Source organism: Treponema sp. UBA785, from assembly GCF_002297065.1.
In the GTDB taxonomy this organism is placed as follows: Bacteria; Spirochaetota; Spirochaetia; order Treponematales; family Treponemataceae; genus Treponema_D.
In genome coordinates this window covers 18,469-40,224 of record NZ_DBJD01000058.1, presented here as the reverse complement: position 1 = coordinate 40,224, position 21,756 = coordinate 18,469, and the positions used below count along the sequence as shown (strand labels likewise).

The 21,756-nt window shown below is 39.8% G+C and carries 22 protein-coding genes and 1 tRNA gene; 4 read left to right on the top strand and 19 right to left on the bottom strand.

Annotated features, from left to right (window positions below):
• Window position 1 precedes the first annotated feature (1 nt).
• The 7 genes from lepA to ispE all read right to left on the bottom strand — a co-directional run bounded on the left by lepA (window position 2) and on the right by ispE (window position 7,968).
• Window positions 2–1,804 carry a translation elongation factor 4 gene (gene lepA, locus B2X33_RS04870; RefSeq protein ID WP_296021103.1) on the bottom strand — a complete coding sequence of 601 codons (1,803 nt, stop codon included), beginning with the start codon at window positions 1,802–1,804 and terminating at the stop codon, window positions 2–4.
• Window positions 1,805–1,819: 15 nt separating this feature from the next.
• Window positions 1,820–3,454 carry a S1C family serine protease gene (locus tag B2X33_RS04865; protein WP_296668038.1) on the bottom strand — a complete coding sequence of 545 codons (1,635 nt, stop codon included), beginning with the start codon at window positions 3,452–3,454 and terminating at the stop codon, window positions 1,820–1,822.
• 20 nt (window positions 3,455–3,474) lie between these two features.
• Window positions 3,475–5,571, bottom strand: a complete 2,097-nt coding sequence (locus B2X33_RS04860; protein ID WP_296668036.1) for a tetratricopeptide repeat protein — start codon at window positions 5,569–5,571, stop codon at window positions 3,475–3,477.
• 87 nt (window positions 5,572–5,658) lie between these two features.
• Window positions 5,659–6,210: a 50S ribosomal protein L25 gene (locus B2X33_RS04855; RefSeq protein WP_296021124.1), complete on the bottom strand. Its 552-nt coding sequence runs from the start codon at window positions 6,208–6,210 to the stop codon at window positions 5,659–5,661.
• A 471-nt stretch (window positions 6,211–6,681) separates the two neighbouring features.
• Window positions 6,682–6,754: transfer RNA gene (locus B2X33_RS04850), tRNA-Gln, on the bottom strand.
• A gap of 20 nt (window positions 6,755–6,774) precedes the next feature.
• A complete protein-coding gene (gene spoVG / locus B2X33_RS04845) occupies window positions 6,775–7,059 on the bottom strand; it encodes a septation regulator SpoVG (RefSeq protein ID WP_277292350.1) in 285 nt (94 codons plus the stop codon).
• A 39-nt stretch (window positions 7,060–7,098) separates the two neighbouring features.
• On the bottom strand, window positions 7,099–7,968 hold the full coding sequence (gene ispE, locus B2X33_RS04840) for a 4-(cytidine 5'-diphospho)-2-C-methyl-D-erythritol kinase (protein WP_296668033.1): 870 nt from the start codon (window positions 7,966–7,968) through the stop codon (window positions 7,099–7,101).
• A 256-nt stretch (window positions 7,969–8,224) separates the two neighbouring features.
• On the opposite strand from ispE, the gene B2X33_RS04835 reads away from it, so the two are divergent.
• Window positions 8,225–8,467 (top strand): hypothetical protein, encoded by a 243-nt coding sequence (locus B2X33_RS04835; protein ID WP_296021171.1) that lies wholly within the window; start codon window positions 8,225–8,227, stop codon window positions 8,465–8,467.
• A gap of 145 nt (window positions 8,468–8,612) precedes the next feature.
• Here B2X33_RS04835 and rsfS read toward each other — a convergent pair whose 3' ends face one another.
• The 11 genes from rsfS to B2X33_RS04780 all read right to left on the bottom strand — a co-directional run bounded on the left by rsfS (window position 8,613) and on the right by B2X33_RS04780 (window position 17,004).
• Window positions 8,613–8,984, bottom strand: coding sequence for a ribosome silencing factor (rsfS, locus tag B2X33_RS04830; RefSeq protein WP_296021179.1), 372 nt, complete (start codon window positions 8,982–8,984; stop codon window positions 8,613–8,615).
• Window position 8,985: 1 nt separating this feature from the next.
• Window positions 8,986–10,221 carry an LCP family protein gene (locus tag B2X33_RS04825; RefSeq protein ID WP_296021188.1) on the bottom strand — a complete coding sequence of 412 codons (1,236 nt, stop codon included), beginning with the start codon at window positions 10,219–10,221 and terminating at the stop codon, window positions 8,986–8,988.
• 51 nt (window positions 10,222–10,272) lie between these two features.
• Entirely contained in the window at window positions 10,273–10,887 is a 615-nt protein-coding gene (yqeK, locus tag B2X33_RS04820; RefSeq protein WP_296021197.1) for a bis(5'-nucleosyl)-tetraphosphatase (symmetrical) YqeK, read from the bottom strand.
• Window positions 10,859–11,524, bottom strand: a complete 666-nt coding sequence (nadD, locus tag B2X33_RS04815; protein WP_296668030.1) for a nicotinate (nicotinamide) nucleotide adenylyltransferase — start codon at window positions 11,522–11,524, stop codon at window positions 10,859–10,861. The genes yqeK and nadD overlap by 29 nt, the downstream gene beginning before the upstream one ends.
• Window positions 11,521–12,684, bottom strand: coding sequence for a GTPase ObgE (obgE, locus tag B2X33_RS04810; RefSeq protein ID WP_296668028.1), 1,164 nt, complete (start codon window positions 12,682–12,684; stop codon window positions 11,521–11,523). The genes nadD and obgE overlap by 4 nt, the downstream gene beginning before the upstream one ends.
• Before the next feature lie 127 nt (window positions 12,685–12,811).
• Window positions 12,812–13,072: a 50S ribosomal protein L27 gene (rpmA, locus tag B2X33_RS04805; RefSeq protein WP_296021239.1), complete on the bottom strand. Its 261-nt coding sequence runs from the start codon at window positions 13,070–13,072 to the stop codon at window positions 12,812–12,814.
• Between the two features lie 26 nt (window positions 13,073–13,098).
• The gene (locus tag B2X33_RS04800; RefSeq protein ID WP_296021251.1) at window positions 13,099–13,446 is read right to left on the bottom strand and encodes a ribosomal-processing cysteine protease Prp; all 348 of its coding nucleotides are present in this window, start codon (window positions 13,444–13,446) and stop codon (window positions 13,099–13,101) included.
• Window positions 13,447–13,455: 9 nt separating this feature from the next.
• A complete protein-coding gene (rplU, locus tag B2X33_RS04795; protein ID WP_296668026.1) occupies window positions 13,456–13,767 on the bottom strand; it encodes a 50S ribosomal protein L21 in 312 nt (103 codons plus the stop codon).
• A 111-nt stretch (window positions 13,768–13,878) separates the two neighbouring features.
• Complete coding sequence (locus B2X33_RS04790) at window positions 13,879–15,372, bottom strand: Do family serine endopeptidase (RefSeq protein WP_296668024.1); 1,494 nt, start codon at window positions 15,370–15,372, stop codon at window positions 13,879–13,881.
• 91 nt (window positions 15,373–15,463) lie between these two features.
• Window positions 15,464–16,228, bottom strand: coding sequence for a type I methionyl aminopeptidase (gene map / locus B2X33_RS04785; protein ID WP_296668020.1), 765 nt, complete (start codon window positions 16,226–16,228; stop codon window positions 15,464–15,466).
• A gap of 20 nt (window positions 16,229–16,248) precedes the next feature.
• On the bottom strand, window positions 16,249–17,004 hold the full coding sequence (locus tag B2X33_RS04780) for a J domain-containing protein (protein WP_296021309.1): 756 nt from the start codon (window positions 17,002–17,004) through the stop codon (window positions 16,249–16,251).
• Between the two features lie 402 nt (window positions 17,005–17,406).
• On the opposite strand from B2X33_RS04780, the gene lptC reads away from it, so the two are divergent.
• From lptC to lptB, 3 genes are read left to right on the top strand one after another with little or no spacing between them, the layout of a single operon-like run.
• Window positions 17,407–17,976, top strand: a complete 570-nt coding sequence (gene lptC, locus B2X33_RS04775; RefSeq protein ID WP_296668016.1) for an LPS export ABC transporter periplasmic protein LptC — start codon at window positions 17,407–17,409, stop codon at window positions 17,974–17,976.
• Complete coding sequence (locus B2X33_RS04770; protein WP_296668014.1) at window positions 17,973–18,764, top strand: LptA/OstA family protein; 792 nt, start codon at window positions 17,973–17,975, stop codon at window positions 18,762–18,764. Before lptC ends, B2X33_RS04770 begins: the two co-directional genes overlap by 4 nt.
• A gap of 21 nt (window positions 18,765–18,785) precedes the next feature.
• On the top strand, window positions 18,786–19,700 hold the full coding sequence (gene lptB / locus B2X33_RS04765) for an LPS export ABC transporter ATP-binding protein (protein WP_296668012.1): 915 nt from the start codon (window positions 18,786–18,788) through the stop codon (window positions 19,698–19,700).
• Window positions 19,701–19,944: 244 nt separating this feature from the next.
• Here the strand turns inward: lptB and rny are convergent, their stop codons facing one another.
• Window positions 19,945–21,474 (bottom strand): ribonuclease Y, encoded by a 1,530-nt coding sequence (rny, locus tag B2X33_RS04760; protein ID WP_296021344.1) that lies wholly within the window; start codon window positions 21,472–21,474, stop codon window positions 19,945–19,947.
• Window positions 21,475–21,756: the final 282 nt, after the last annotated feature.

The window sequence follows — 21,756 nt, the reverse complement described above, 5'->3', positions numbered from 1 at the left end:
ACTAGTCTTCTTTTTCTTTTAGAACAGCAAGGAACGCGCTCTGTGGAAGCTCAACGTTTCCAACCATCTTCATGCGTTTTTTACCTTCTTTCTGTTTTTCGAGAAGCTTGCGTTTTCGTGTAATGTCGCCGCCGTAACACTTGGCAAGAACATCTTTTCGCACAGGATTTACAGTTTCACGGGCAATAATCTGACTTCCGATTGCTCCTTGAATAGCAATTTTAAACTGCTGGCGAGAGATTTCGTCTTTTAAGCGTTCGCACACTTTTTTTGCACGGGCAACGGCGCCAGGGCGATAAGCAAGGAAAGACAGGGCATCCACAGGCTTTGAATTTATCAAAATATCAACTTTTACAAGGTCTGTCGGACGATATTCAATTACTTCGTAGTCAAAACTTGCGTACCCGCGGCTGTAACTTTTGAGCCTGTCATAAAAGTCAAAAAGCACTTCAGAAAGCGGCATTTCGTAAATCAACTCAACGCGTTTTTCGTCAAGATAAGTCATATTTTTTTGAATTCCGCGTTTTTCAGTGCAAAGATTCATAATTGAACCGATAAATTCTGACGGAGTGATAATTGAAGCTCTGATGTAAGGTTCTCTCGCTTCTTTTATTTTTGTTTCCGGGAATTCAGTCGGATTGTCAACAACTATTTCCGTGCCGTTCGTAAGAGTACAATTATATTCTACTGAAGGTGATGTAAAAATAACTGCCTGATCATAATCGCGTTCAAGACGTTCCTGAATAATTTCAAGATGCAAAAGACCGAGGAAGCCGCATCTAAAACCGTTTCCAAGAGCAATGGAATTGTCTTTGTCGTAAGTAAGGCTCGCATCGTTGAGCTTTAATTTTTCCATGCTGTCTTTAAGTTCTTCGTAATCATTAGAATCCATCGGATAAATAGAAGAAAATACAACAGGCTTAACTTCTTTAAATCCTGGCAAAGGCCTATCCGCCGGATTATCTGCAAGAGTTACAGTATCGCCAACGCGGACATCGCTTACAGTTTTACATCCTGCAATAATATAGCCGACATCACCTGCTTCAAGATATGGTTTTTCTTCATAATTTATTTTAAAAATTCCAATTTGTTCAACTTTATAGTCAGTACCATTGGACATAAAGCGGATTATATCGCCTTTTTTAATCCGGCCTTCTTTTACGCGGATGTGAATTATAACTCCACGATATTCATCATAATGGCAATCAAAAATAAGAGCCTGAGCTTTTCCTTCTGGATTGCCAGACGGAGGAGGAAATTTAGAAACAATGGCTTCCATTAAATTGTCAATTCCTTCGCCAGTTTTTGCACTTACCAAAACCGCATCTTCCGGATCAAGCCCAAGGTCGTGTTCAATCTGTTTTTTTACCGAAGGAATATCGGCAGACGGAAGATCAATTTTGTTTATGACAGGAACAATAGTCAAATCGTGCTCCATTGCCATAAAAAGGTTGGACATTGTTTGACTTTCAACCCCCTGACTAGCATCAACCAAAATCAGAGCGCCTTCGCAGGAAGCAATCGCCCGGGAAACTTCGTAAGAAAAATCGACATGTCCAGGAGTGTCGACAAAGTTAAGCTCATAGTCGTTTCCGTCTTTTGAATGATATGGAATTGTAACCGCCTGGCTTTTTATCGTAATTCCGCGTTCACGCTCAATATCCATATTGTCGAGAATTTGGTTTGTCATCAAACGGTCGTCAATGATTTTTGATTTTTGAATAAGACGGTCAGAAAGAGTTGATTTGCCGTGGTCAATATGTGCAACAATACAAAAATTGCGTTTATATTTCATTTCTGTCATAGAGTGCCAATTTTATTAGAAATAGTTAGGACTGTCTAGCGGAGCCGCGATTCCTACACTTATATCTAAATATCCTTTTTTTCTATTTTTTGCATATACTTCCGTATACAAAGTTGTATTTTCTTTATCAAAATTTATGTTTTTTACTTCGACAGGATCGTTTTCCGAAAAACCAGATTCGTCCGCAATCGAGCCTTTTACGACCGATTCAATCTGGTACTTTTTGCGTCCCTCAGAAAGCGGAGTGAGCTTCATGCCAAAAATTGCTGTAAAAGAGCTTGAAATTACATCATTTTTATAAAAAGTATAGCCAGGGTTTAACGGCCTTGAAGAAACAAAAACTCTAACTTCATTTTCTACCGAATCTTCGCCCCGGAGATATTTCACTTTGATTATAAATCCAGCAGAAATTCCAAGCATTTTTTTTTGCAAGTCTTCAAGATTTTTTATTTTTGAGTCTTCAATCGAAGTAATCAAGTCACCAGCCTTTAGACCTGCCCGGTGCGCATTTCCACCCGGCATTACATAATTCAATTCAACGCCCAAATCTCTGCCGCCAGCTCTTTTTGTGCGTCCGTTCGCTTCTAGCCAGCTGTGGTCATATTTTCCGCCATTCAACAAGACAGGAAGTTCCGAAATTAAGTACTCGACAGGGATTGCAAAATTTAGTCCAGAATACTGAAGCATTCCTGCAAAAACAATCGCCTGAACATTTCCATTTTCGTCAACACAAGGTCCGCCGCTGTTTCCTGAATTAATGGCAGCATCAATCTGCATAACTGGTCCTGCGCTAAAAAGAGAACGGTCGTTCGCGCTTACAATGCCGCTTGTCAAAGTGCGGTCAAGTCCAATCGGAGAACCAATACAATAAACCTTATCGCCAACCTCAAGACTTCCGCTCGAACCAAGATTAAACACATAAGGAGCGTCAATTTCGGCTTTTAGCACAGCAAGGTCAACGCTGCTGTCCCAGCCAACAACTTTTGCTGGAACACGGGTTTCTGAATCTTCGGCAAGTTTTACATATAACCGCGCATAACCTTCATATTTTGGATTTACGAGATCCACAATTACGTGATGGTTTGTTACAATATATCCATCTTTAGAAATAAAAAATCCCGAACCGATTACACGGTCAGCGTACCCCATTCCGTTTTCAACTTTAATTCCCTTGTCAACCCAGACAGTTACTGTTCCTTTTATCAGTTCTGAAACTTTTTTTCCAGAATTTTTATCTGAACCAAAAGATTTTAATGCTTCCAGGCAGAGAGAATCCAATTCATCGGTATTTTTTTCAAGTTTTTTGTTTTGTGCTCCGCCAAGATATTCCAAAGCATAACACAACCTTCTAGCTTCCAGCCATTTTTTTTCTTCAAGAGCCTTTTTATATTCAGCAAAAACGTTTTCTTCACATTTTTCGAGAGTTTTCTGGTCTTTTAGCAAAAAAGCGCGCCAATAGGCCTGAACACAGTCAGTTTCGCCAATTTCTTCAATTCTTTTTATTTCTTCTTTTTTTACATCTTCAATTGTGTAATCTGGCAATTCAAAACTTTCTGAAAGTTCGGTTGATTTACAGCCGTTTATGCATATTAAAAGCAAAGAACAGCCAAGGGCCGCAACAATTTTTTTTCTCAATTCACTTTTCTTCATTTTCTTCATCTTTTCTAATTTTATTTTTCGGACAAACCTCGTTCTTTTGTAGAATTCGGATTATCCGGTATAATTTGCGCAAAAATATACAGTCCGTTTTTTACGGCGAACATTCTTTTTGAGTCATTTTCTACGATAATATAAACACTTTTGTCTTCGTTTTGGTTAAATGTTTTTAAAATTTTTTCCGCATCGCCTTTAGAACCAGCATTTTCAATCCAGAAAACTTCGGAAACAGAATCTTTTATTACATTCAATTTTTTTTCACTTTCAAGAATGACGGCAGGTTTTCCATTTTTTATGATTACAGTAACTGGAACTTTAGACCAAGGCCTGTAAAAAGTGGATTTTTCAACCAAAGAACCGTCTTTTTCTGCTGGACATTTTTCGTAACGAACGTCCCACTTTCCGTCTCCATCCAAATCCCACAAAGAAATTTTTCCTTCTCCGCCGGTGTATTCTTCTGTGTAGTCAGCAATTGTGTCGCCGTTCATATCAATCTGAATCATCTTTACAGGCGCACTCAAGGCCTTTGCCAAAAAGTTAACCTGCCCGTCTTCCAGTTCAGTTTTTTCGTTATTTTGAATTTCAGCCCCGTAAGTTTCCGTAAGTTCAAAAAAACCGTCATTATCCATGTCGACCGTGCGGGTTTCTGGAATACCATCTTTAAACTGCATCTGCGCATACATTTTTTGATTTTCGTAATAACGGGCAAACACTGGCTTTCCATCAAGAAGATTAAAGACAACTACGGCATTTTCGCGTTCAGAACAAGGAATCGAACAATTAGAAGAAGAATCGATCAGTTTTTGAACTGAAACATTTTCAACTTTTTCCAAAACAAAAGGAATAAAAAAATCCGTTCCAGTCTGTTTTTTTATATTTTCATCCGCGGCAATCGAAAAAGGCGTCCAAAAAAGAGTTTGCGGCACAAGAAAGAAGGAATATTCGCTTCTGTCTTCGCATTTGTAAATGGCGCTGACAACAGCAGGCCAGTTTCCGTATTCAATTTCAATCGATTTTTCCGGAATATGAAGCTTTACAGGTTCTCCAAAATCGCAGACAGCGCTCCAATCGGGCATTTCGTCCTGATTTTCGTCATATGTGATTTTTTGAGGACGGCCGCGCGAATATTCAATTTTAAGGTTAAAATCCAAATCGCCGTCAGTATCTTTGTAAATCGTTCCAGAATATTGATTTAAATATTCACCAAGTTCCTGCCTGGATTCTTCTTTTTTTAGAGATGAAACAAATTCCTGCAAAACCGCAAAATCAATTTCTTTGTCGGCAAAAGAATAAAAATAGTCCAAGGCCTTTTCTTCCGGCAAAAGTTCAACGCCTTCTTCAAGAGAAGCGATTAAATACAAAGGCGAACGCTGATTCTTCGCGTTAAATGATTTTAGCCGCCGGATTTTGCTTTCACCAGTGGAAAAAACAGCAAGATAAATTTCAAGCTCCGCAGAAAGCGAAGTTTTTTTGTAAAGAAGATTTATAAAACTGTCGGCAAGTTTTGAATTTTTTTCGTTTCTGCCGCCAAGCGCATATTCGTGCTCAAAAAAAAGTTTTGGAAACCGAAGATCATCAGGATAAATTCTTCTTGCAGAATCAATTTTATTTCTTGCTTTTTCAAGAAACATTTCTGTTCCAAGGTTATAAAAAATTTTAGAACGGATAAATTCGGCATCTGCTGAATATAAAAATTGCTCACCATCCAAAACTTCAAGAGCCTGCTCAAATTTTCTAGTTGAGCACAAAATGTCGGCATAAAGGATTCTTGCAGTTTCCTTGTTGTAATCGACCCAAAGCTCACAATCAAGGGCTTTTTCAATCAAAGGAAAAATTTGATATTTAGGAACATTTTGGGCGCTCTTTGCAACAGAACGCATATACCAAAGATCAGAAATAGAATCATCAAAGGCAAGACCAAGTTCTGCGCTCGAATCGGCGGCAGTCCAGTTTTTAGAAGCGGCATACTGCTCAGCAACCTTCAAATAACGAAGAGCCGTTTTTTTATTTGCTTCACTGGCAGAAAGTCCTTGAGCATAAAGGCAAGTTGAACAAAAAAAAGAGAGGCAAAAAAATACAGCGCAAAAACTTTTTTTTAAAGACGAATTCATAACTATATTTTATCGTCTTTTAAATCAAAAAAAAAGTCCTTCCATTTTTATTGCAAACGGAAAGACTTTTTTTATCAAGCAAAAAAACTAGCGTGCTGGAGCTACTGTAATTACTTCAGCTTCTGCTGGAGTAAGAACTGTAACTTTGTCACCAAGGTCAATGTCTTTAACACGGAAAACATCGCCAATGTTGATTTTTGAAACGTCAATTACAACGCGAACAGGAAGATCTTTTGGAAGAGCCTTAACCTTGATTTCAGGAATATGCTTAACCATAAATCCGCCCTTGAGAACGCCGGCAGCAGTTCCCTTGTACTGCAATTTGAACTGACGTGTTACAGGCTTTTTGTTGCTTACAACAAAGAAATCTGCGTGAAGAACTGAATCTGTGATAATATCATATTCTGTATCGCGGATAAAAGCATCGTAATCTTTGCCTTCAAACTTAAGAGTAACAAGAGTTGTGGCAGTAATATTGCGCCAAACTTTGTTAAACTGAACTGAATCTACAGTAACAGATGTCGCTTTTCCTTCTTCGTCATAAATAACAGCCGGAATTTTTCCTGCTGCACGAAGAGCTTTTGCTGCTTTTTTACCTGTCTCGTTGCGTACAGATGCTTCAACTACAAACTGTTCCATTTTATAGAACTCCTCAATTTTGAGCGGTCTTCAAAACAATTATATAAAAGTTTTGCCAGCCCCTCTTAATTTTTATCGGACACATATCCGACAGTTCTGAAAGTATCTCAAAAACAGGCCAGAAAGTCAATATAATTTGCCGGGCGGCTTTTTGCAGGCAAAAACCAGGCTGTCCACACTTCCGGCTTTTGCCTCCATTCCTGCGCTGCGCTCAGGAACGCCTCCGCGGCGGTGTTCCCATCCTTGCCGCAAAACATCATACTTTTGCAGGAACTCCAGTCAAAACCATTCTGCATTCTCTTTCATGCCGGCTACGCTCGCTAAGCTGCCTTCCCTGGCAACTTTCGTAAAAACCGCTCCAAGCCTTCGCATTTTTTACGCCGCTCGCTCCGCTTCGAATCCTCAACCATTTTTAGACAAAAAAAAATCTGGATTCCAAAAAAAACATTGAAATCCAGATTATATCATCTGCTGGGACGACAGGATTCGAACCTGTGGAATACCGGCACCAAAAGCCGGGGGCTTACCGCTTGCCGACGTCCCAAAAAATTGACTATAAAAAAACTAATCTTCGCCTTCGCCGGCTTCTTCTACTACGTGTCCGGCATTGTATTCGGCCAAGATTTTATCCTGCAAAGCCGCACGGAACTCAGGACTGATTGGATGTGCCACATCCTTGTATTCTCCGTTTGCCGTTCTTCGGCTTGGCATTGCAATAAAAAGACCTGTTTTGCCTTCGATAATTTTTACATTATGAACGACAAACACACCGTCAAAGGTTACTGTTACATAAGCTTTAAGCTTGCCTTCGGCCGTTACTTTTCTAATACGCAGTTCTGATACTTCCATATAAGTACTCCTCCGTTGCAAATAATTAAAAAGAAGGTTTTATGCAATTACACAGTTTGACCAACTTTTTTTTAACAATGAATAAGCATTTTCGGCACTTTGTTTTGTTTCAAAAACACCGAAAACTGTTGCTCCAGAACCAGACATATCCGCCCAAAGAGCACCACTGTTTTTTACATCCCGCAAGGCAAGGCCTATTTTTGGGTATTTTTGCAATAACGCAGAAGTAAAACTGTTTACAAAAGTCCAGTCTTTGACAGGGCTTCGATATATGGTTTCTAAATCTGCCAGATTCGGACAATCTAAAATACTGCCCGCCTCATATGTTTTATCAACAAGCGAATAAGCCTCTTTTGTAGAGCTATGAACGCCAGGAAAAACCAGTAAAAAGAACAAATCGTTCCGCGGTAAAATCTGCTTTACAAACTCTCCACGACCAGTAACGACAGCACAGCCACTTTTGTCCTGTTCCTCTCCGCTATGAAGAAAGAAAAAAACATCACTTCCAACCTGCGAAGCAACCTTGTCTGCAAGTTCACTGCTTAAATCAATTTTGTTGATTTTTGCCAAAACCTTTAAGAAGTAAGCCGCATCCGAAGAACCACCACCAAGTCCGCCTCCACTGGGAATGTGCTTTTCCAAAAAAACCTTTACACCAGTAGAACAGCCAGTTAAGGAACAAAAAGAGCTGTATGTTTTTGTCAGCGTATTTTCTGCAGGAAGGCCGTTAAAACCAGGCGCAAAAACCGCGCAAGTATTTTTTTCCGGCAGTACAGAAACAGTAAGTTTGTCGTACAACCTGACAGTTTGAAAAATACTTTCGATATTATGAAATCCGTCTGCCCGCTTTGGAAGAACCTTTAAGCCAAGATTCACCTTTGCAGGAGCCAGAATTTGAATATCTGACATAACTTAATTTTATACGTTTTTTTTAGGCTCGTCAATTAAGTTTAAAAAAAATGATTTTGCGGTAACGATTGCAGCAGCGGCGCAGCCGTTCCGGAGCAAAGCGCAGGAATGAAGCGGCAGCGGAACTGCGGAAAGCGTGGCCTGCAGGAAGGCAGGAACCGCCCATAAAAAATAAAGAAATTTTCTAAAGATTTCAATTGACTGACTGGGCTGTAAAAATTTATGATATGGTACGCGTTGAGCGGGGGAAGGCAAAATGTTCACAAGTGACTCTTTCATTGACTCATTTTCGGGCTCTGGCTTTTCGTACTCAGACGAATACGACGAAGATTCGGCAGATTATGATGATTCTGCGATTTACGACGATGATTCTCTGAACGATTTTGAAGACGACGATATTTACGATGAGTCTTTTGATGATGATCTGGAGGAAGATGACGCTTTTGGCGAAGATTCCTCAATGGACAATAGCTTTAATGACGATTTTGAAGAAATGTAAGAATCGCTTTTAAGGTTATTTTAAGTTAAAACGGGAAGCAGGAAAATATGTCACACACACATATTCTCCGGCCTCCTTTTTTTTGCCAAATTCTGTTTACAAAAAAAAACAAAATCCGGCAAGCCAAAATCGAGTTCTCAAAAACTTATGCGTTTTCTGACTGAGAGCCTTTTATAAAGTTTCCTGCGTGCCACAGTTTTTCCAGCTCGTAAAAATTGCGGGCATCTGCCGACATAAGATGCACAAGAACTGAGCCAATGTCGATTATGTTCCAGTCGTCACCGCCTGCTGTTTTTGTATGCGTAAGATGAATTTGCATATCATTTGCCTTTACGTAGTCTTTTATCTGCTTTGCAAGTCCCTGCCAATGTGCTGAACTATGAATTGTTGCAATTACAAAGAAATCTGCGCAACTTGTGAGTTTTGTAACTTCAATAACAGTAACATCGTCGGCTTTGCCGTCTTCAAGAATCTGCGCAAGTTCGAGCGCCTGTTGTTTTGCTGTTTTTTCTTCCATTCTATTTTCCTCCAGTATTTTTTACGTAGCGTCCGTCAAAGTCTTTTCCAAGAATAATCGTAAAATCGACGTTTGAACTGGTTTCGTATCCGTTATCATAGTTGTCTTCCGAGTCCGGTTTTATTTCTTCATCAACTATGTTTGTGCAGTGAATAAAATCGCCAAGGTTTTTTGCAATATCTGCGTTGCCTATGTGATTTATAATCTGCGTTTTTTCTATATCTTGGCGTTCCGCATTCAAAGTACTCAAAACATCATAGCCTGCGCTTTTTAGCAAGGCTGCCGTATTTCGTGCCAATCCCTGAACCAAAGTTCCGTTTTGAATTTCCAGCACGTAAATGCGGTTTACAGACATATCCTCCAAATCCACAAGAGCATTTGAAGCCTGTTTTACAACATCTTTTATGAGCTGACCATCGTAAAAAGGAAACAAAAGTTCTTTTCCATCGACCATTCGCCTTGAGCCAGTAATTGATTGAGGAATAAGGCGTTCATAATCGACATTTGAAATTTCTGAAAAAAACTTATGCAAGTCTTTTTCGCTTAAATTTGAACCTATTCGCTTTTGATAAGACGGAAAATTGTTTTTGTTGAGGAGAATTCTTGAATCGCGGTTTATTGCGCTCAAAAACGCAAGCATTACGTTCTGTCTTCTATCCGCAACTTCGGCTTCTGTTTCTTCAGGTTTTGAATAAGTTAGATAAGTATTGATTTTGCTTCCGTCAAGAGTTACAGATCCGCTCGGTAAAAGCCATCTCTCTCCGTCGTCTGTTTTTACATCGACTGGCTCAGGAACAAATACTTTCAGTCCGCCGAGCATATCAGTAAGTTCGCTGAAATTTGAAAGGCTCATTTCGAGATAAAACGGAACAGGCTGCCCGATCAGATTTTCAATTTCGGATTTAAAAACGTCAATTCCTTTTTCGGAGTAAATTGCATCAATTCGGTCTACACGTCCAAGGCTTTTAAAAATCGCGCCAGTGTTTCCCAAAATGTTTATCAACGCTCCACGTTTTGAAACCGGATAATAAATAAAAATGTCCGAAAAAAGAACCTGTTTTTTGTCTTCAAGAACGATGAGAGTTTTTATTACGCTGTCATTTTTCAAACTTTCATCGACAGTATCAACTTTTAGGGAAAACGCTATAAATGTCGTCACCGCAACAAGAATAACAAAAATCAAAACAAGAAAAAGACCGCCTTTATTTCCTCCGCTGCTGTGTCCCATTGATTTCATCTCTTTTCTCCCATAAAAAGTCAATTTTGTCTTTTGAACAAATTTTACGTTTTAATGCTTTAATTTTGCTTCAAGCTCAGCCTTAAGTTCGTAAGAAGGCTTTGCAACTTTTTTTCCGCGCTTTTCGAGATAGTCGATATTTTCCTTTAAAACGCAAAGTGTCAATTCGTCCAAAGATTTTGAAAAAAGATTTTTGCGGTATTCGTCAGTTGACTGAGGTCTCCCCGGTTCAATTTTGTCCGCCGCAAAAAGTATTTTTCCCAAATCAGAACTTCCTGCCGCCGCAAAAGTGTGATTTGCAATTGCAGAAACGACATTTCTGTCTTTTACTCCGAATTTTGTCTGAATCAAAACCGCCGCTGCCCTTCCATGCAAAAGCCCCGGTCTGTTCTGCTCAAGCAAAGAAACAGGTTTTTGGTCTTCCGAAACAAGCTTTAAAACTTCTTCGGTGGAAAATTCCTTGCACATATCATGCGCAATTCCTGCCAAATAGCCGATTTTTGGTTCCAATCCATAAAGAGCGCACATTTTTTCGGCAGTCTGGGCTGTCCGCACTGAATGCTCGTACCTTGATTCGGAAACCACTGTTTTTACATAGTCCTCAATTTTTAAAATAACCTGACTGAGCTCTTCGGGATTATTCAGATCCACCGTTTTTACAGCCATACAAACCTCGTTTTTTAATATATTCAAAAACGGCATCGCTTACAAGATAACGCCAAGCTTTGCCATTTTGAATGCAGTCTCGGATTTCTGAAGAAGAAATTTCAAGCTGCGGATTGTGCAGTTTTACATGCGGAAACTTAAAATCACTGACAGAAAATCCGTTTTTTTCAATTTTAAATTCGCCTATTGCCTTGTTCCAGCTTGTTCCAGCATCCTTTTTCAACTCATTTTCGCGCACGGCAAGAATTAGCTGGCATTTTTCGGCCAGAAGTTCTGCATTTTTCCAGTTTTCAAAATGAGACGCCAAGTCAAAACCAAAAATCAAGCCGATTTTATCCGTAAGCTGACCTGCATATTTTTTTTCAAGCGAGCAAACCGTGTCCCAAGTATAAGAAATTCCTTTTTTTCGAATTTCGTAACCTTCCGCTTCAAAACGCGAATCGCTTTTTACAGCAAGCTCTACCATTTTTAGGCGTTGTTCTGCTGGAGCGGCATCTGCCATTTCTTTGTGCGGCGGCAAAAAACACGGAACAAACAGGACCTTATCGTATCCAAGTTCCTGACAAACACAGTCGGCAAGAACAAGGTGTCCTATGTGAACCGGATTAAAACTTCCGCCAAGAACAGCTATTTTCAATTTTCGCTTCCTGGAAACTGAATTTCGGCATCTTCGTCAACCGAACGTGTGCTCATAAAATCAGGATTTATGCTAGTTCCTTCTTTTTTATTTGTAAGAAAAGAACCTGAACTTATACGAGTTCCATCCGAATTGAACTGTTCCGGCGCGCCATCAAGTTTTGTAACCAAATCAAGAATTGCAAACCGAATTTCATTCATTCCAAGGCGGGCTGCAACCGAAACCGCAAGAACTTTTGTGTCCTTTTCCGTCTTTTTAATCGTTTCTGCAATTTTTAAAGCGCGTTCTTTTGCACCTTCAAGGTCGATTTTATTGCAGAGAACAATATGCGGTTTTTTGAGCAAATCAGAAGAGAAACCTTCAAGCTCACGGCAAAGTGTTTCGTAAGCCCCAAAACAAGAATCATCCGAACAGTCAATCATAAAAAGAAGCCCGGCTGTACGGCTTATGTGCTTTAAGAATTGAATTCCAAGACCTTTTCCGTCAGAAGCGCCTTCGATAATTCCAGGAATATCCGCAATAATTACATCGCGTTCGTCGTTCGCCTGTAAAACTCCAAGATTCGGAATTTTTGTCGTAAACGGATAAGGCGCAATTTTTGGCCTGGCATTTGTAAAAGCATCCAAAAGCGTTGACTTTCCAGCATTTGGGAAACCGACAAGTCCAATGTCTGCCATAATGCTCAGTTCCAAACGAAGTTTTTTATATTCACCTTCCTGACCTTTATTTGCAATGCGAGGAGCCTGGTTTGTAGGAGTTTTAAAGTGGACATTTCCCCAGCCGCCATTTCCTCCGCGACAGGCGACAAAATTTTCTTCGCTTGATTCAACGGTAAATTCTTTTAAAAGCTCGTTTGTTTCATAATCCCTGATTGCAGTCCCCGGCGGAACAGCAATTTCTATATCTTCACCATCACGGCCGTACTTATTCCAGCCTTGACCGTCACCACCAGACTTTGCCCTAAAAAAATGCTTATAGCGAATATTCGCAAGAGTGCGCACATTTCTTTTGCAGATAAAAACTACATTGCCGCCATCTCCGCCATCTCCGCCATTAGGACCGCCTCTTGGAATATATTTTTCGCGTCTGAAAGAAATACAACCATTTCCGCCCTTTCCAGCCTGACATTCAATCACGGCTTCGTCAGCAAATAAATTCATGTGCATCTCCCAAAAAATTGTAAAAATCAATAAATACTAAAAAACCCGGATACAGAAAACTGAAATCCGGGCTTGATCAAGTTCATTTTTTATTAAACGTAATCTTTACAGCATTTTATACTGAAGTTTATTTTGCTTCCGCAACAACAACATTCGCATATTTTCTGTTGTTGCGCTCGTCAAACATAACCACACCGTCAGCTGTCGCAAACAAAGAATCATCACCAGCTTTTTTTACATTGTTTCCTGGAAAAATTTTTGTTCCACGCTGTTTAATAATAATAGAACCAGCTGTTACAGCCTGTCCACCATATACTTTAACGCCCAAGTGTTTTGGATTTGAATCGCGACCATTTTTTGCGCCGCTACCACCTTTACTGCGTCCCATAGTAAGCCTCCGCTCAAATTTTCAATTTAGTTTCCCGCTTCGGCAATTTCTTCAAAACTAATATTTTTTGAATATTCTTTTGAAAGCGAATTAAAACCAACTCTCAAAAAATCTGCCGTAAATTTTAAGCAGTTTTCTGTCTCCAGACCGCTTTTTTTTACTTCCACGCAAAAAGCGAGATTTCCGCGGGAAGATGTGTCAGCTTCTAAGGTAACATCTTTATTCCGTGAAAGAAACTGCATAGCCGTTTTGAGCAATATTGTAATCGCAGAACAAACTATGTCGCTTCCTTTCTTGGAAAAATCAGCATGTCCGTTAGCTTTGCATTTTTTTAACACGCCGTTTTTGCCGGTAAAAAGGGTTACTGCTGTCATAAGCTAAAATTAGCCCTGAATATTTTTTACACGAATATTTGTGTATTCCTGTCTGTGTCCGATAAGACGATGATAGTCTTTCTTAGCCTTGTACTTGTAAACAAGAATTTTCTTGTCGCGGAAGCTGTTTTCTACTTCTACTTCAATTTTTGCACCATTAACGTATGGAGTACCAACTTTTACTGCATCTCCATCGCTAACCAAAAGAACTGAATCAATCGTGATTTTAGCACCATCTTCAGCATCGATTTTATCTACCTGAATGAGTGCGTCTTTTTCAGCCTTGTACTGTTTACCTTTGTATTCAAAAAGTGCGTACATTAAATACCTCTTCTACGCCGCAAAGTGTAACGGAAACTCTAACGACTAATATAAAAATTATGAGTACTAGATTCTATCAAATTTTTTATAAATTGGTCAACAAGAACCAAACTACAATTTATAATGGCTTGTGCTCAATGTATGGCCGTCGTTATAAACATCGAACCAAATTTCTTTCTTAGAATTCAAATTAAGGGCATCATAGAATTCCTGAATATTCGAAACTTTTTTATCGTTTACGGCAGTAATAATATCCCCGTTTTGAATTCTCATAGCAGCCGCTGGAGATTTTTCCAAAACATTCATTACCGCAACACCCTTAACTTTTTTGTCCTCAAGATTGAGTTCCTTTTTTATCTCGTCAGACAAAGGAGCTGCGATAAAGCCTGGCCAAAGCTTTGTATTATCCTGAGTTATTTTGTCCGTGCGCTCTTCAATTTTTACAGAAAGCTCAACAATTTTGCCGTTTCTGATTACTTTGAAAACTGCTGTTTTGCCGGCAGGAAGATAGCCAACTTCGCGCATAAGTTCATTTTGATTTTTTATAGCCTTTCCGTTTACTTCAATAATAAAGTCTCCGGCCTGCATTCCACCTTTTTGTCCAGGAGAATCAAGGAAAACCTGAGAAGCAAGCGCGCCGTTTTTGCCAGCTACACCAAGTTCTTTTTTATAATCATCTTTTACGTCAAGAAGGCTTACACCAAGCCAGCCGTAAGTAATTTTTCCGTTTGAAATAAAATCTTCGATTGATTTTTTCAGAGAATTGATAGGAAGAGAAAAACCAAGCCCCTGACTTCCGCCGCTCGAAGAAGCAATCCAAGTGTTAATTCCAATAACTTCTCCATAAATATTTACGAGCGGGCCTCCAGAATTTCCCTGGTTAATTGCAGCATCAGTCTGAATAAAATCGTTCATATTTCCAATTTGATCGCCAGAGCGTCCTGTTGCACTTACAATTCCCTGGGTAACCGACTGACTGTATCCAAGAGGCGCGCCCATTGCAAGAACAATGTCTCCAACCTTTACATTGTCGCTGTCGCCAAGAGCCGCAACTACAATATTTGAATCTTTTTTTGCTTCAAAAGAAACAAGGGCAATATCCGAACGCTCATCTGCTCCAACAAGTTTTGCGTCAAATTTTTGTCCATCATTTAAATTGACAGTAATTTTTGTAGCCTTGCCTGCAACATGATTATTTGTAAGAACATAAACTGTATCTCCAGTACGGCGAACAATTACGCCAGAACCAAGCCCCTTTTGCTCGTATTCACGGGTACGGTCTTTTTTTTCAGAACCATTTGGATTTCCAAAGAACCAGAACGGAAAATCATCAAAAGGATTTGCCTGAGTAACAGTTGTTTTTTCTGTAACATCAATCTCAACGACAGAAGGAAGAACTCCGGCAGAAATTGAATTAAAAGAATTCTGCAAGGCTTCAATCACATTTAAACTGCCGGCTGGGATTGCAACTGCCGGCTTTGACTCAGCAAATACCGTATCGGCAGTTCCTTCAACTTTTATTTTGCTGCACGAAAAACTAACAGCTGCAAAAGCAAGAACTGCGGCAGAAACACCGCAAACTATTTTTGATGTAATATTTTTCATATTTTTAAGAACCTCCAAAAAAAACTATTTTTTTTTCGATATTGTCTATATACAAATATAATCAAAAAAAATCTGGATAGTTACAAAAAAACTAGCAAACAAGGTCGTCGCAAAGTGTAAGGATTTCCGTATGGTCTTCAAAAACAGCAACTGTATGCTCTTCGTGACAACTCCATTTTCCATCATTTGTAAGGACAGTCCAGCCGTCATCTGCCGTATGAACATCTGCCGTTCCCAAATTTATCATTGGTTCAATAGCAAGAACCATTCCCGGCTGAATTCTTGGATTCGGACCGCCCATCGGGCAATTTGGAATACTCGGATCTTCATGAACGCCAAGCCCTACTCCGTGTCCACAATAATCGTAAACAACTCCATATCCATATTTTCCGTTTGCGACATCGTTTACAGCATTTGAAATATCGCGAATTCTGTTTCCTGCAACACAGGCTTCGATTCCAGCGCGCAAGCTTTCTCTTGTCGCCTTTACAAGTTTTTTGTATTCGCTTTTTACATTTCCAACCTGAACAGTATGACAAGAATCAGAAATATAACCGTCAAGGTCAATTCCAATATCAAGAGAAACCAAATCTCCGTCGTGAATAATCTTCTTTCTTGAAGGAACACCGTGAATAACCTGTTCATTTACGCTGATACAGGCTGCTCCTGCAAAATCTTCGGAATACCAGGCAGGAACGCCTCCGATTTTTTTGATAAATTTTACGACCAAATCATCAATGTCTTTAGTGCTCATTCCTGGTTCAACCTGAGGAACAACTTCTCTAAAAAGATCTGCAAGGGCATGACAACTTTTGCGAATTCCATCAATTTCTTTTTCATTCTTTAAGCGAATCATTATATTTTTCCTTCTTGTTGTTATTTTATTCTGACAGCTTCCTCTTCACAAATTCTGGCTGTCCGTTCATCTCCAATACGGCGATAAACAGAGGCCATCTTGTGCAAAAAAAACGAGTCATCACTATTTCCAAAATTTAACTCAAGAGCGCGTTCCCAGGCGTCAAGGCACAGTTCATCAGCAACATTTCCTTCAAGGCGGTATTTTAAGACAGTCCGCGCCAAATCCATCACTTCCGGAAAAAAAAGCCTAAAATACGAAAAACTGTATTCCATTCGTATAATCTGCTCTAAAAGAACAAAGGCATCGTAATATTCTTCATGCAAGACAAGCTCTTCGCAAAGAATAAAACCGTAATCCATAAAATCTTCGCGAGTAAACCAGTCTGAAAGCTTAAAACGTGAATGACTTTTACAAGTTTCGACAAATTCGCGCACCGCATCTTCTTCGCGGGAATGTAAAAGGTCAAAAAATATCAGTTTTGCCAGGCTTTCTTCATCATTTCGCTGCAAAAGCCAGGTTCTATAATCAAAAGAATTGGAAGACCGGGTTGAATGAGAACGGTAACGATAAAAATAAGATTCGTCAAAAAGCGAACGCTTCCTTACATCAGATAAAATTTCGTATGCTTTAACAAGTTCACGAAAAGCCGCTTCATCTGCAAGATTTCCAGCAGTGTCAGGATGCAAAAGTTTTGCTTTTTTTCTATAGGCACGGCGAATTTCTGCGACAGTTGCGCCAGGCCGAACTCCCAAAATTTTATAACAGTCTTCCAAAGTTCTTCAATTATATTCACAATCAATTTTTTTTACAATTAAAGATTCTATTATAGAAAGATTAAAAAATATAAGGCCTAAAAAGTTCTTGTTCACCTTGCAAAAAAGCAAATTTAAAATAAAAAAGACTGCCAAAAAAGGCAGCCCTTATTTTACTTTGCCAAAGCTTTAAGAAGTTCGTGGTTTGTACGAATTCTCTTTGAATTTTTCTTGCTGTTAGCTCTGATAGTTTTATTCCAGCGGAGCGGTCTGATTCTTCTCGCAAGTCTCATAAAATACCTCGTTGAATGAATTTTTCGCCATTATATCAAAAAAAACAACAACACGACAAGTATAAAATTCTTTAAAGACCGATTTTTTCATCTGCTTGACAAAAAGAAACCTTGCATAGAAAATTAAAAAATGTTTTTTTATAGTAAAAAAGTTAAAAAATCTGTTATTTTTTTTATAGCAGCGTTACCATTTTTTTCGTGTTCGCTCAATTATGAAACTGAAAAGAATTCTGAAGAAACAGTTCCAGAATTCTTTTTTACAGGAGCGGTTTTTAACAGATACAAAGACAATAAAATTTCAATTCAACTTGAAGCAGACAAACTAGAGCAATACAAGGCGGACGGCTCTTCTTACGCTCAGTCTGCGCAGTTTAAAACTTACAGGGACGATGGAACCCTTGATACAGACGGATATTGCACTCTTCTTGCTTCCAGCACAAATGACGAAAAATATTCGCTTTTTGATGGAATTTCGATAAACGTTTACAGCCAGGATTTAAAAATCACCGCGCAGTCGTTGCATTTTAACGGCAAAACAGAACAGCTCACTTCCGGCCGAAACGAAAAAGTTACAATTTCTAGAAAAGGCACAACCGTAAGCGGAACAGGCTTTTCTGCAAGCGGAGTAAGCCGAAAATTCAACTTTGAAAGCCAGATTTCCGGTTCTGTAGCTGATAAAGAAGACGGAGACAAAGAATGAAAAAAATCATCTCGATAATCTTCTTTTTTGCTCCGGCACTGTTTTTTTGCGAAGAAATCACTTTTACGGCAGATTTTATGTCCGGAACGGCAGGCAGCAAAACTGACACGACAATCCTCGAAGGAAACGCAACAGTTCAGACTTCCAGCATGAACATAAGCGCCGACGCAATTGAACTTTCGGGCGAAGATTTTAGGTTCATTACGGCAACAGGAACGGTAAGCGGAAGCATAACAGAAAGCCAAATGGATTTTACCTGCGGAAAACTAAAATACGACAGGCAGACAAAAGTCGCCCAGCTTGAAGACGCAGTTCACCTTGTAGACATTGCAAATGAAGTGACTGCTGACGCTCAAATTATCGAATACAACCAAAACAGCGAAACCGCCGTCATGCAAATTGAAATAACTTTGAAGCAAAAAGACAACATCTGCACCTCGGCTTTTGCGATTTATAAAAAAAGCGAACAGAGGCTCGAAATGAGCGGGAATCCAAAGATTCAGCAGGGAACAGATTCTTTCAGGGCGCAGGAAATCACCTTAAACCTCGAAACCCAGGAAATAACGCTCGACGGACGCGTAAAAGGAACAGTTTCGGACAGCAAACCGGAAAAAACAGAAACTGCCGCGGAATCAGCCGGATCAGAAACCGCTTCTCAAGCCGAAAGCTCTCCGTCAGATAACGAAAATTCCGCGCAAAACGAAACCTCATCTCAAAACGAAAATATTCAAACCTCTGGAGAAACAAAAAAATCAACTTCAGAAAACGCATCTTCCACAAAAAACTAAAATAAGGAAAATTAAAAACTAATGTCAGAAAACAGCAGCGAAAACAATACCGAAGAAAACTCAAATCCTCTTCAAGCCGAAAATCAGCCGTTAGACAGTGCGATTCCCTCTCAAAACGAAAACTCTCCTTCAGACAGCGAAAATTCCGTGAAAACAGAAAATCAGCCGTTAGACATTGCAATTCCCTCTCAAAACGAAAACTCTCAAAAAATCCACACGCTTAAAGTCAATTCACTTTACAAATCATTCGGCAGAAAAAAAGTTGTCCAGGGCGTCGATTTTCAGATGCATACGGGCGAAGTTTTAGGACTTTTAGGCCCAAACGGAGCCGGAAAAACAACATCTTTCTATATGATTGTAGGTTTTTACCAGCCGACAAGCGGAGAAATTTTTCTGGACGACGAGCGAATCACCGACCTTCCAATGTACAAACGCGCCAGGCTCGGAATTTCTTATCTTCCGCAGGAGCCTTCCGTCTTTAGAAAACTCACAGTCGAAGAAAATATCTGGTCAATTCTCGAAACCAGACAGGATTTAACAAGAGCCGAAAAAAGACAGCGACTCGAAGAGCTAATCGAAGAATTTTCAATCGGAAGAATCCGAAAACAGCCGGCATTTACGCTTTCCGGAGGAGAACGCCGCCGAACAGAAATCGCCCGTTCACTCGCAATTGAACCAAAATTTCTTCTTTTGGACGAACCTTTTGCAGGAATCGACCCGATTGCAGTTGCCGACATCAAAGCCATGATAAAACTTCTCGCAAAAAGAGGAATCGGAATTCTCATAACCGACCACAACGTCCGCGACACTCTCGAAATTACCGACCGTGCAATAATCATTTCGACAGGCCAAATCCTAATTCAGGGAAGCCAGCAGGACATTATCGACAGCCCGGTTGCAAGAGAAATCTATCTCGGCGAAAATTTCCATATGTAAAATGTAAAAAAATTCTGGAGCGCAACTTGCTCTCTAACCGTCCCTGCACAATTCCGCTGCCGCTTCATCCGCCACGGCGGACGCTTTCGCGTTGTTCCGGCACGGGCTAAGTTTTTCTAAAAAAAACACAAAACCGTGTTTTATCCTTCATTTTCCTTATTTATCAAAAAAAATCCTGCCCCGTAAGACATTTTCATTCTTCGGCGCAGGATTTATTTCATTTTAGAATATTTTTTTCAAAAACTTATCTTGCGTATTCAACAATTCGTGTTTCGCGAATCATCGTCAATTTTATACGTCCCGGATAACGCAAATCGGTTTCAATCTGTTTTGCAATCTTCTGCGCAAGCTCTTTAACTTCGCCGTCAGGAATTTTCTCGTTGTTTACAAGAATACGAAGTTCGCGTCCAGCCTGAATCGCATAAGCTTTTTCAACGCCCTGGAATTTTTCTGCAATTTCTTCAAGATTTTCAAGGCGTTTTATATAATTGTCCGCAGTTTCTTTTCTTGCGCCCGGACGTGCCGCAGAAATTGCATCTGCAATCTGAACAATAACCGCTTCGAGAGTTGCAGGCTCACAATCCTGATGGTGGGCAGCAATAGCATTGATAACTTTCTGGTCTTCGCCAAATTTTCTTGCCATTTCTGCTCCGACTTCTGCGTGGTTTTTATCGCTATCGTTTTCTGCGCCTTTACCAATATCGTGCAAAAGAGCCGCACGTTTTGCAAGCTCGCGGTTTGCTCCAACTTCACCGGCAATAAGGGTTGCAATTTCTGCAACTTCTTTTGAGTGAGTAAGAACGTTCTGGCCGTAGCTTGTGCGGAAATACAAACGGCCCAAAGCGCGGACTCCATCCTGATTCATATTGTGAATTCCAAGATCAAAGAGCGCTTTTTCACCTTCTTCATAAATTTTCTGCTGAACTTCTCTTGTTACTTTCTGCACAATTTCTTCAATTCTTGCAGGATGAATACGACCGTCTGTCACAAGCCTTTCAAGAGACTGCTTTGCAATTTCCTTGCGGACAGGATCAAAACAACTGATCACAACGGCTTCCGGAGTATCATCAATAATAATATCTACACCAGTCAAAGTTTCCAATGCGCGGATATTGCGTCCTTCACGACCGATAATGCGGCCTTTCATCTCGTCGCTTGGAAGCGAAACAGTCGCAACTGTAATATCGCTCGTAACCTCAGTCGCAAGCCGCTGAATTGTTTCTACAAGAATTTTCTGGGCTTTTTTATCTGCCGTCAACTGAGCTTCCTGCTCAATTTTGTTCAAAAGCGCCTGAGCGTCATGACGCGCGTCATTTTCAAGATTTTTGATGATTAAATCTTTTGCTTCTTGCGCAGACAAGCCAGAAATTCTCTCCAGCTCACGGCGATAAGTTTCTTCCTGAGTTGAGATCTGCTGCTCACGTTTTACCATAGAATTTTCGCGTTCAGCAAATTCCTGCTCTTTTTTGTCCATTTCGCTATTGCGTTTGTCAACGAGTTCTTCTTTTTTTGCAACTCTTGCTTCGTAAACCTGAATTTCCTTCCGGCGTTCACGATTTTCCCGTTCCTGCTGCTGACGTTCCCGAAGGAGTTGATCTTTTGTTTCTAGCAAATATTCTTTTTTCTGGGCTTCTGCTTCTTTTAATGCATCCTGTTTTACACGTTCAGCTTTTTGCTCTGCCGAAGATAATTGAAATTTGGCATATAACCAACGAATAATCCATCCAAGAACTATACCAGCAACAGGAAGAATTACGAATAATACAACATTCATAAAATTCTCCTATGCTTCTATTAAGGAGTTGGATTTTTACTGCGGATAAACGTCATCATCGTTCAAAATTTCCGCAAAAAAGCCGCCCCCAAAATATCCTTTATATTCTAATCTAAGAATATTTATATGTCAAACAAATAAATCAGAGAAAAGTTATTTAGCCAAAATCTCGAGCTTTGATAAGAACAGCGATTTTATTCCATTCCCGTGCTGCGACAGTGAAATCTGTTGGGAATTTTCAATAAATTATCTGTTCAAGCCAGATAATGACAAGTAATCAAG

Coding starts and splice junctions, on each gene's coding strand:
- lepA (WP_296021103.1), bottom strand. CDS start 1,804: ATGACAGAAATGAAATATAAACGCAATTTTTGTATTGTTGCACATATT.
- B2X33_RS04865 (WP_296668038.1), bottom strand. CDS start 3,454: ATGAAGAAAAGTGAATTGAGAAAAAAAATTGTTGCGGCCCTTGGCTGT.
- B2X33_RS04860 (WP_296668036.1), bottom strand. CDS start 5,571: ATGAATTCGTCTTTAAAAAAAAGTTTTTGCGCTGTATTTTTTTGCCTC.
- B2X33_RS04855 (WP_296021124.1), bottom strand. CDS start 6,210: ATGGAACAGTTTGTAGTTGAAGCATCTGTACGCAACGAGACAGGTAAA.
- spoVG (WP_277292350.1), bottom strand. CDS start 7,059: ATGGAAGTATCAGAACTGCGTATTAGAAAAGTAACGGCCGAAGGCAAG.
- ispE (WP_296668033.1), bottom strand. CDS start 7,968: ATGTCAGATATTCAAATTCTGGCTCCTGCAAAGGTGAATCTTGGCTTA.
- B2X33_RS04835 (WP_296021171.1), top strand. CDS start 8,225: ATGTTCACAAGTGACTCTTTCATTGACTCATTTTCGGGCTCTGGCTTT.
- rsfS (WP_296021179.1), bottom strand. CDS start 8,984: ATGGAAGAAAAAACAGCAAAACAACAGGCGCTCGAACTTGCGCAGATT.
- B2X33_RS04825 (WP_296021188.1), bottom strand. CDS start 10,221: ATGAAATCAATGGGACACAGCAGCGGAGGAAATAAAGGCGGTCTTTTT.
- yqeK (WP_296021197.1), bottom strand. CDS start 10,887: ATGGCTGTAAAAACGGTGGATCTGAATAATCCCGAAGAGCTCAGTCAG.
- obgE (WP_296668028.1), bottom strand. CDS start 12,684: ATGAATTTATTTGCTGACGAAGCCGTGATTGAATGTCAGGCTGGAAAG.
- rpmA (WP_296021239.1), bottom strand. CDS start 13,072: ATGGGACGCAGTAAAGGTGGTAGCGGCGCAAAAAATGGTCGCGATTCA.
- B2X33_RS04800 (WP_296021251.1), bottom strand. CDS start 13,446: ATGACAGCAGTAACCCTTTTTACCGGCAAAAACGGCGTGTTAAAAAAA.
- rplU (WP_296668026.1), bottom strand. CDS start 13,767: ATGTACGCACTTTTTGAATACAAAGGTAAACAGTACAAGGCTGAAAAA.
- B2X33_RS04790 (WP_296668024.1), bottom strand. CDS start 15,372: ATGAAAAATATTACATCAAAAATAGTTTGCGGTGTTTCTGCCGCAGTT.
- map (WP_296668020.1), bottom strand. CDS start 16,228: ATGATTCGCTTAAAGAATGAAAAAGAAATTGATGGAATTCGCAAAAGT.
- lptC (WP_296668016.1), top strand. CDS start 17,407: ATGTTTTTTTATAGTAAAAAAGTTAAAAAATCTGTTATTTTTTTTATA.
- B2X33_RS04770 (WP_296668014.1), top strand. CDS start 17,973: ATGAAAAAAATCATCTCGATAATCTTCTTTTTTGCTCCGGCACTGTTT.
- lptB (WP_296668012.1), top strand. CDS start 18,786: ATGTCAGAAAACAGCAGCGAAAACAATACCGAAGAAAACTCAAATCCT.
- rny (WP_296021344.1), bottom strand. CDS start 21,474: ATGAATGTTGTATTATTCGTAATTCTTCCTGTTGCTGGTATAGTTCTT.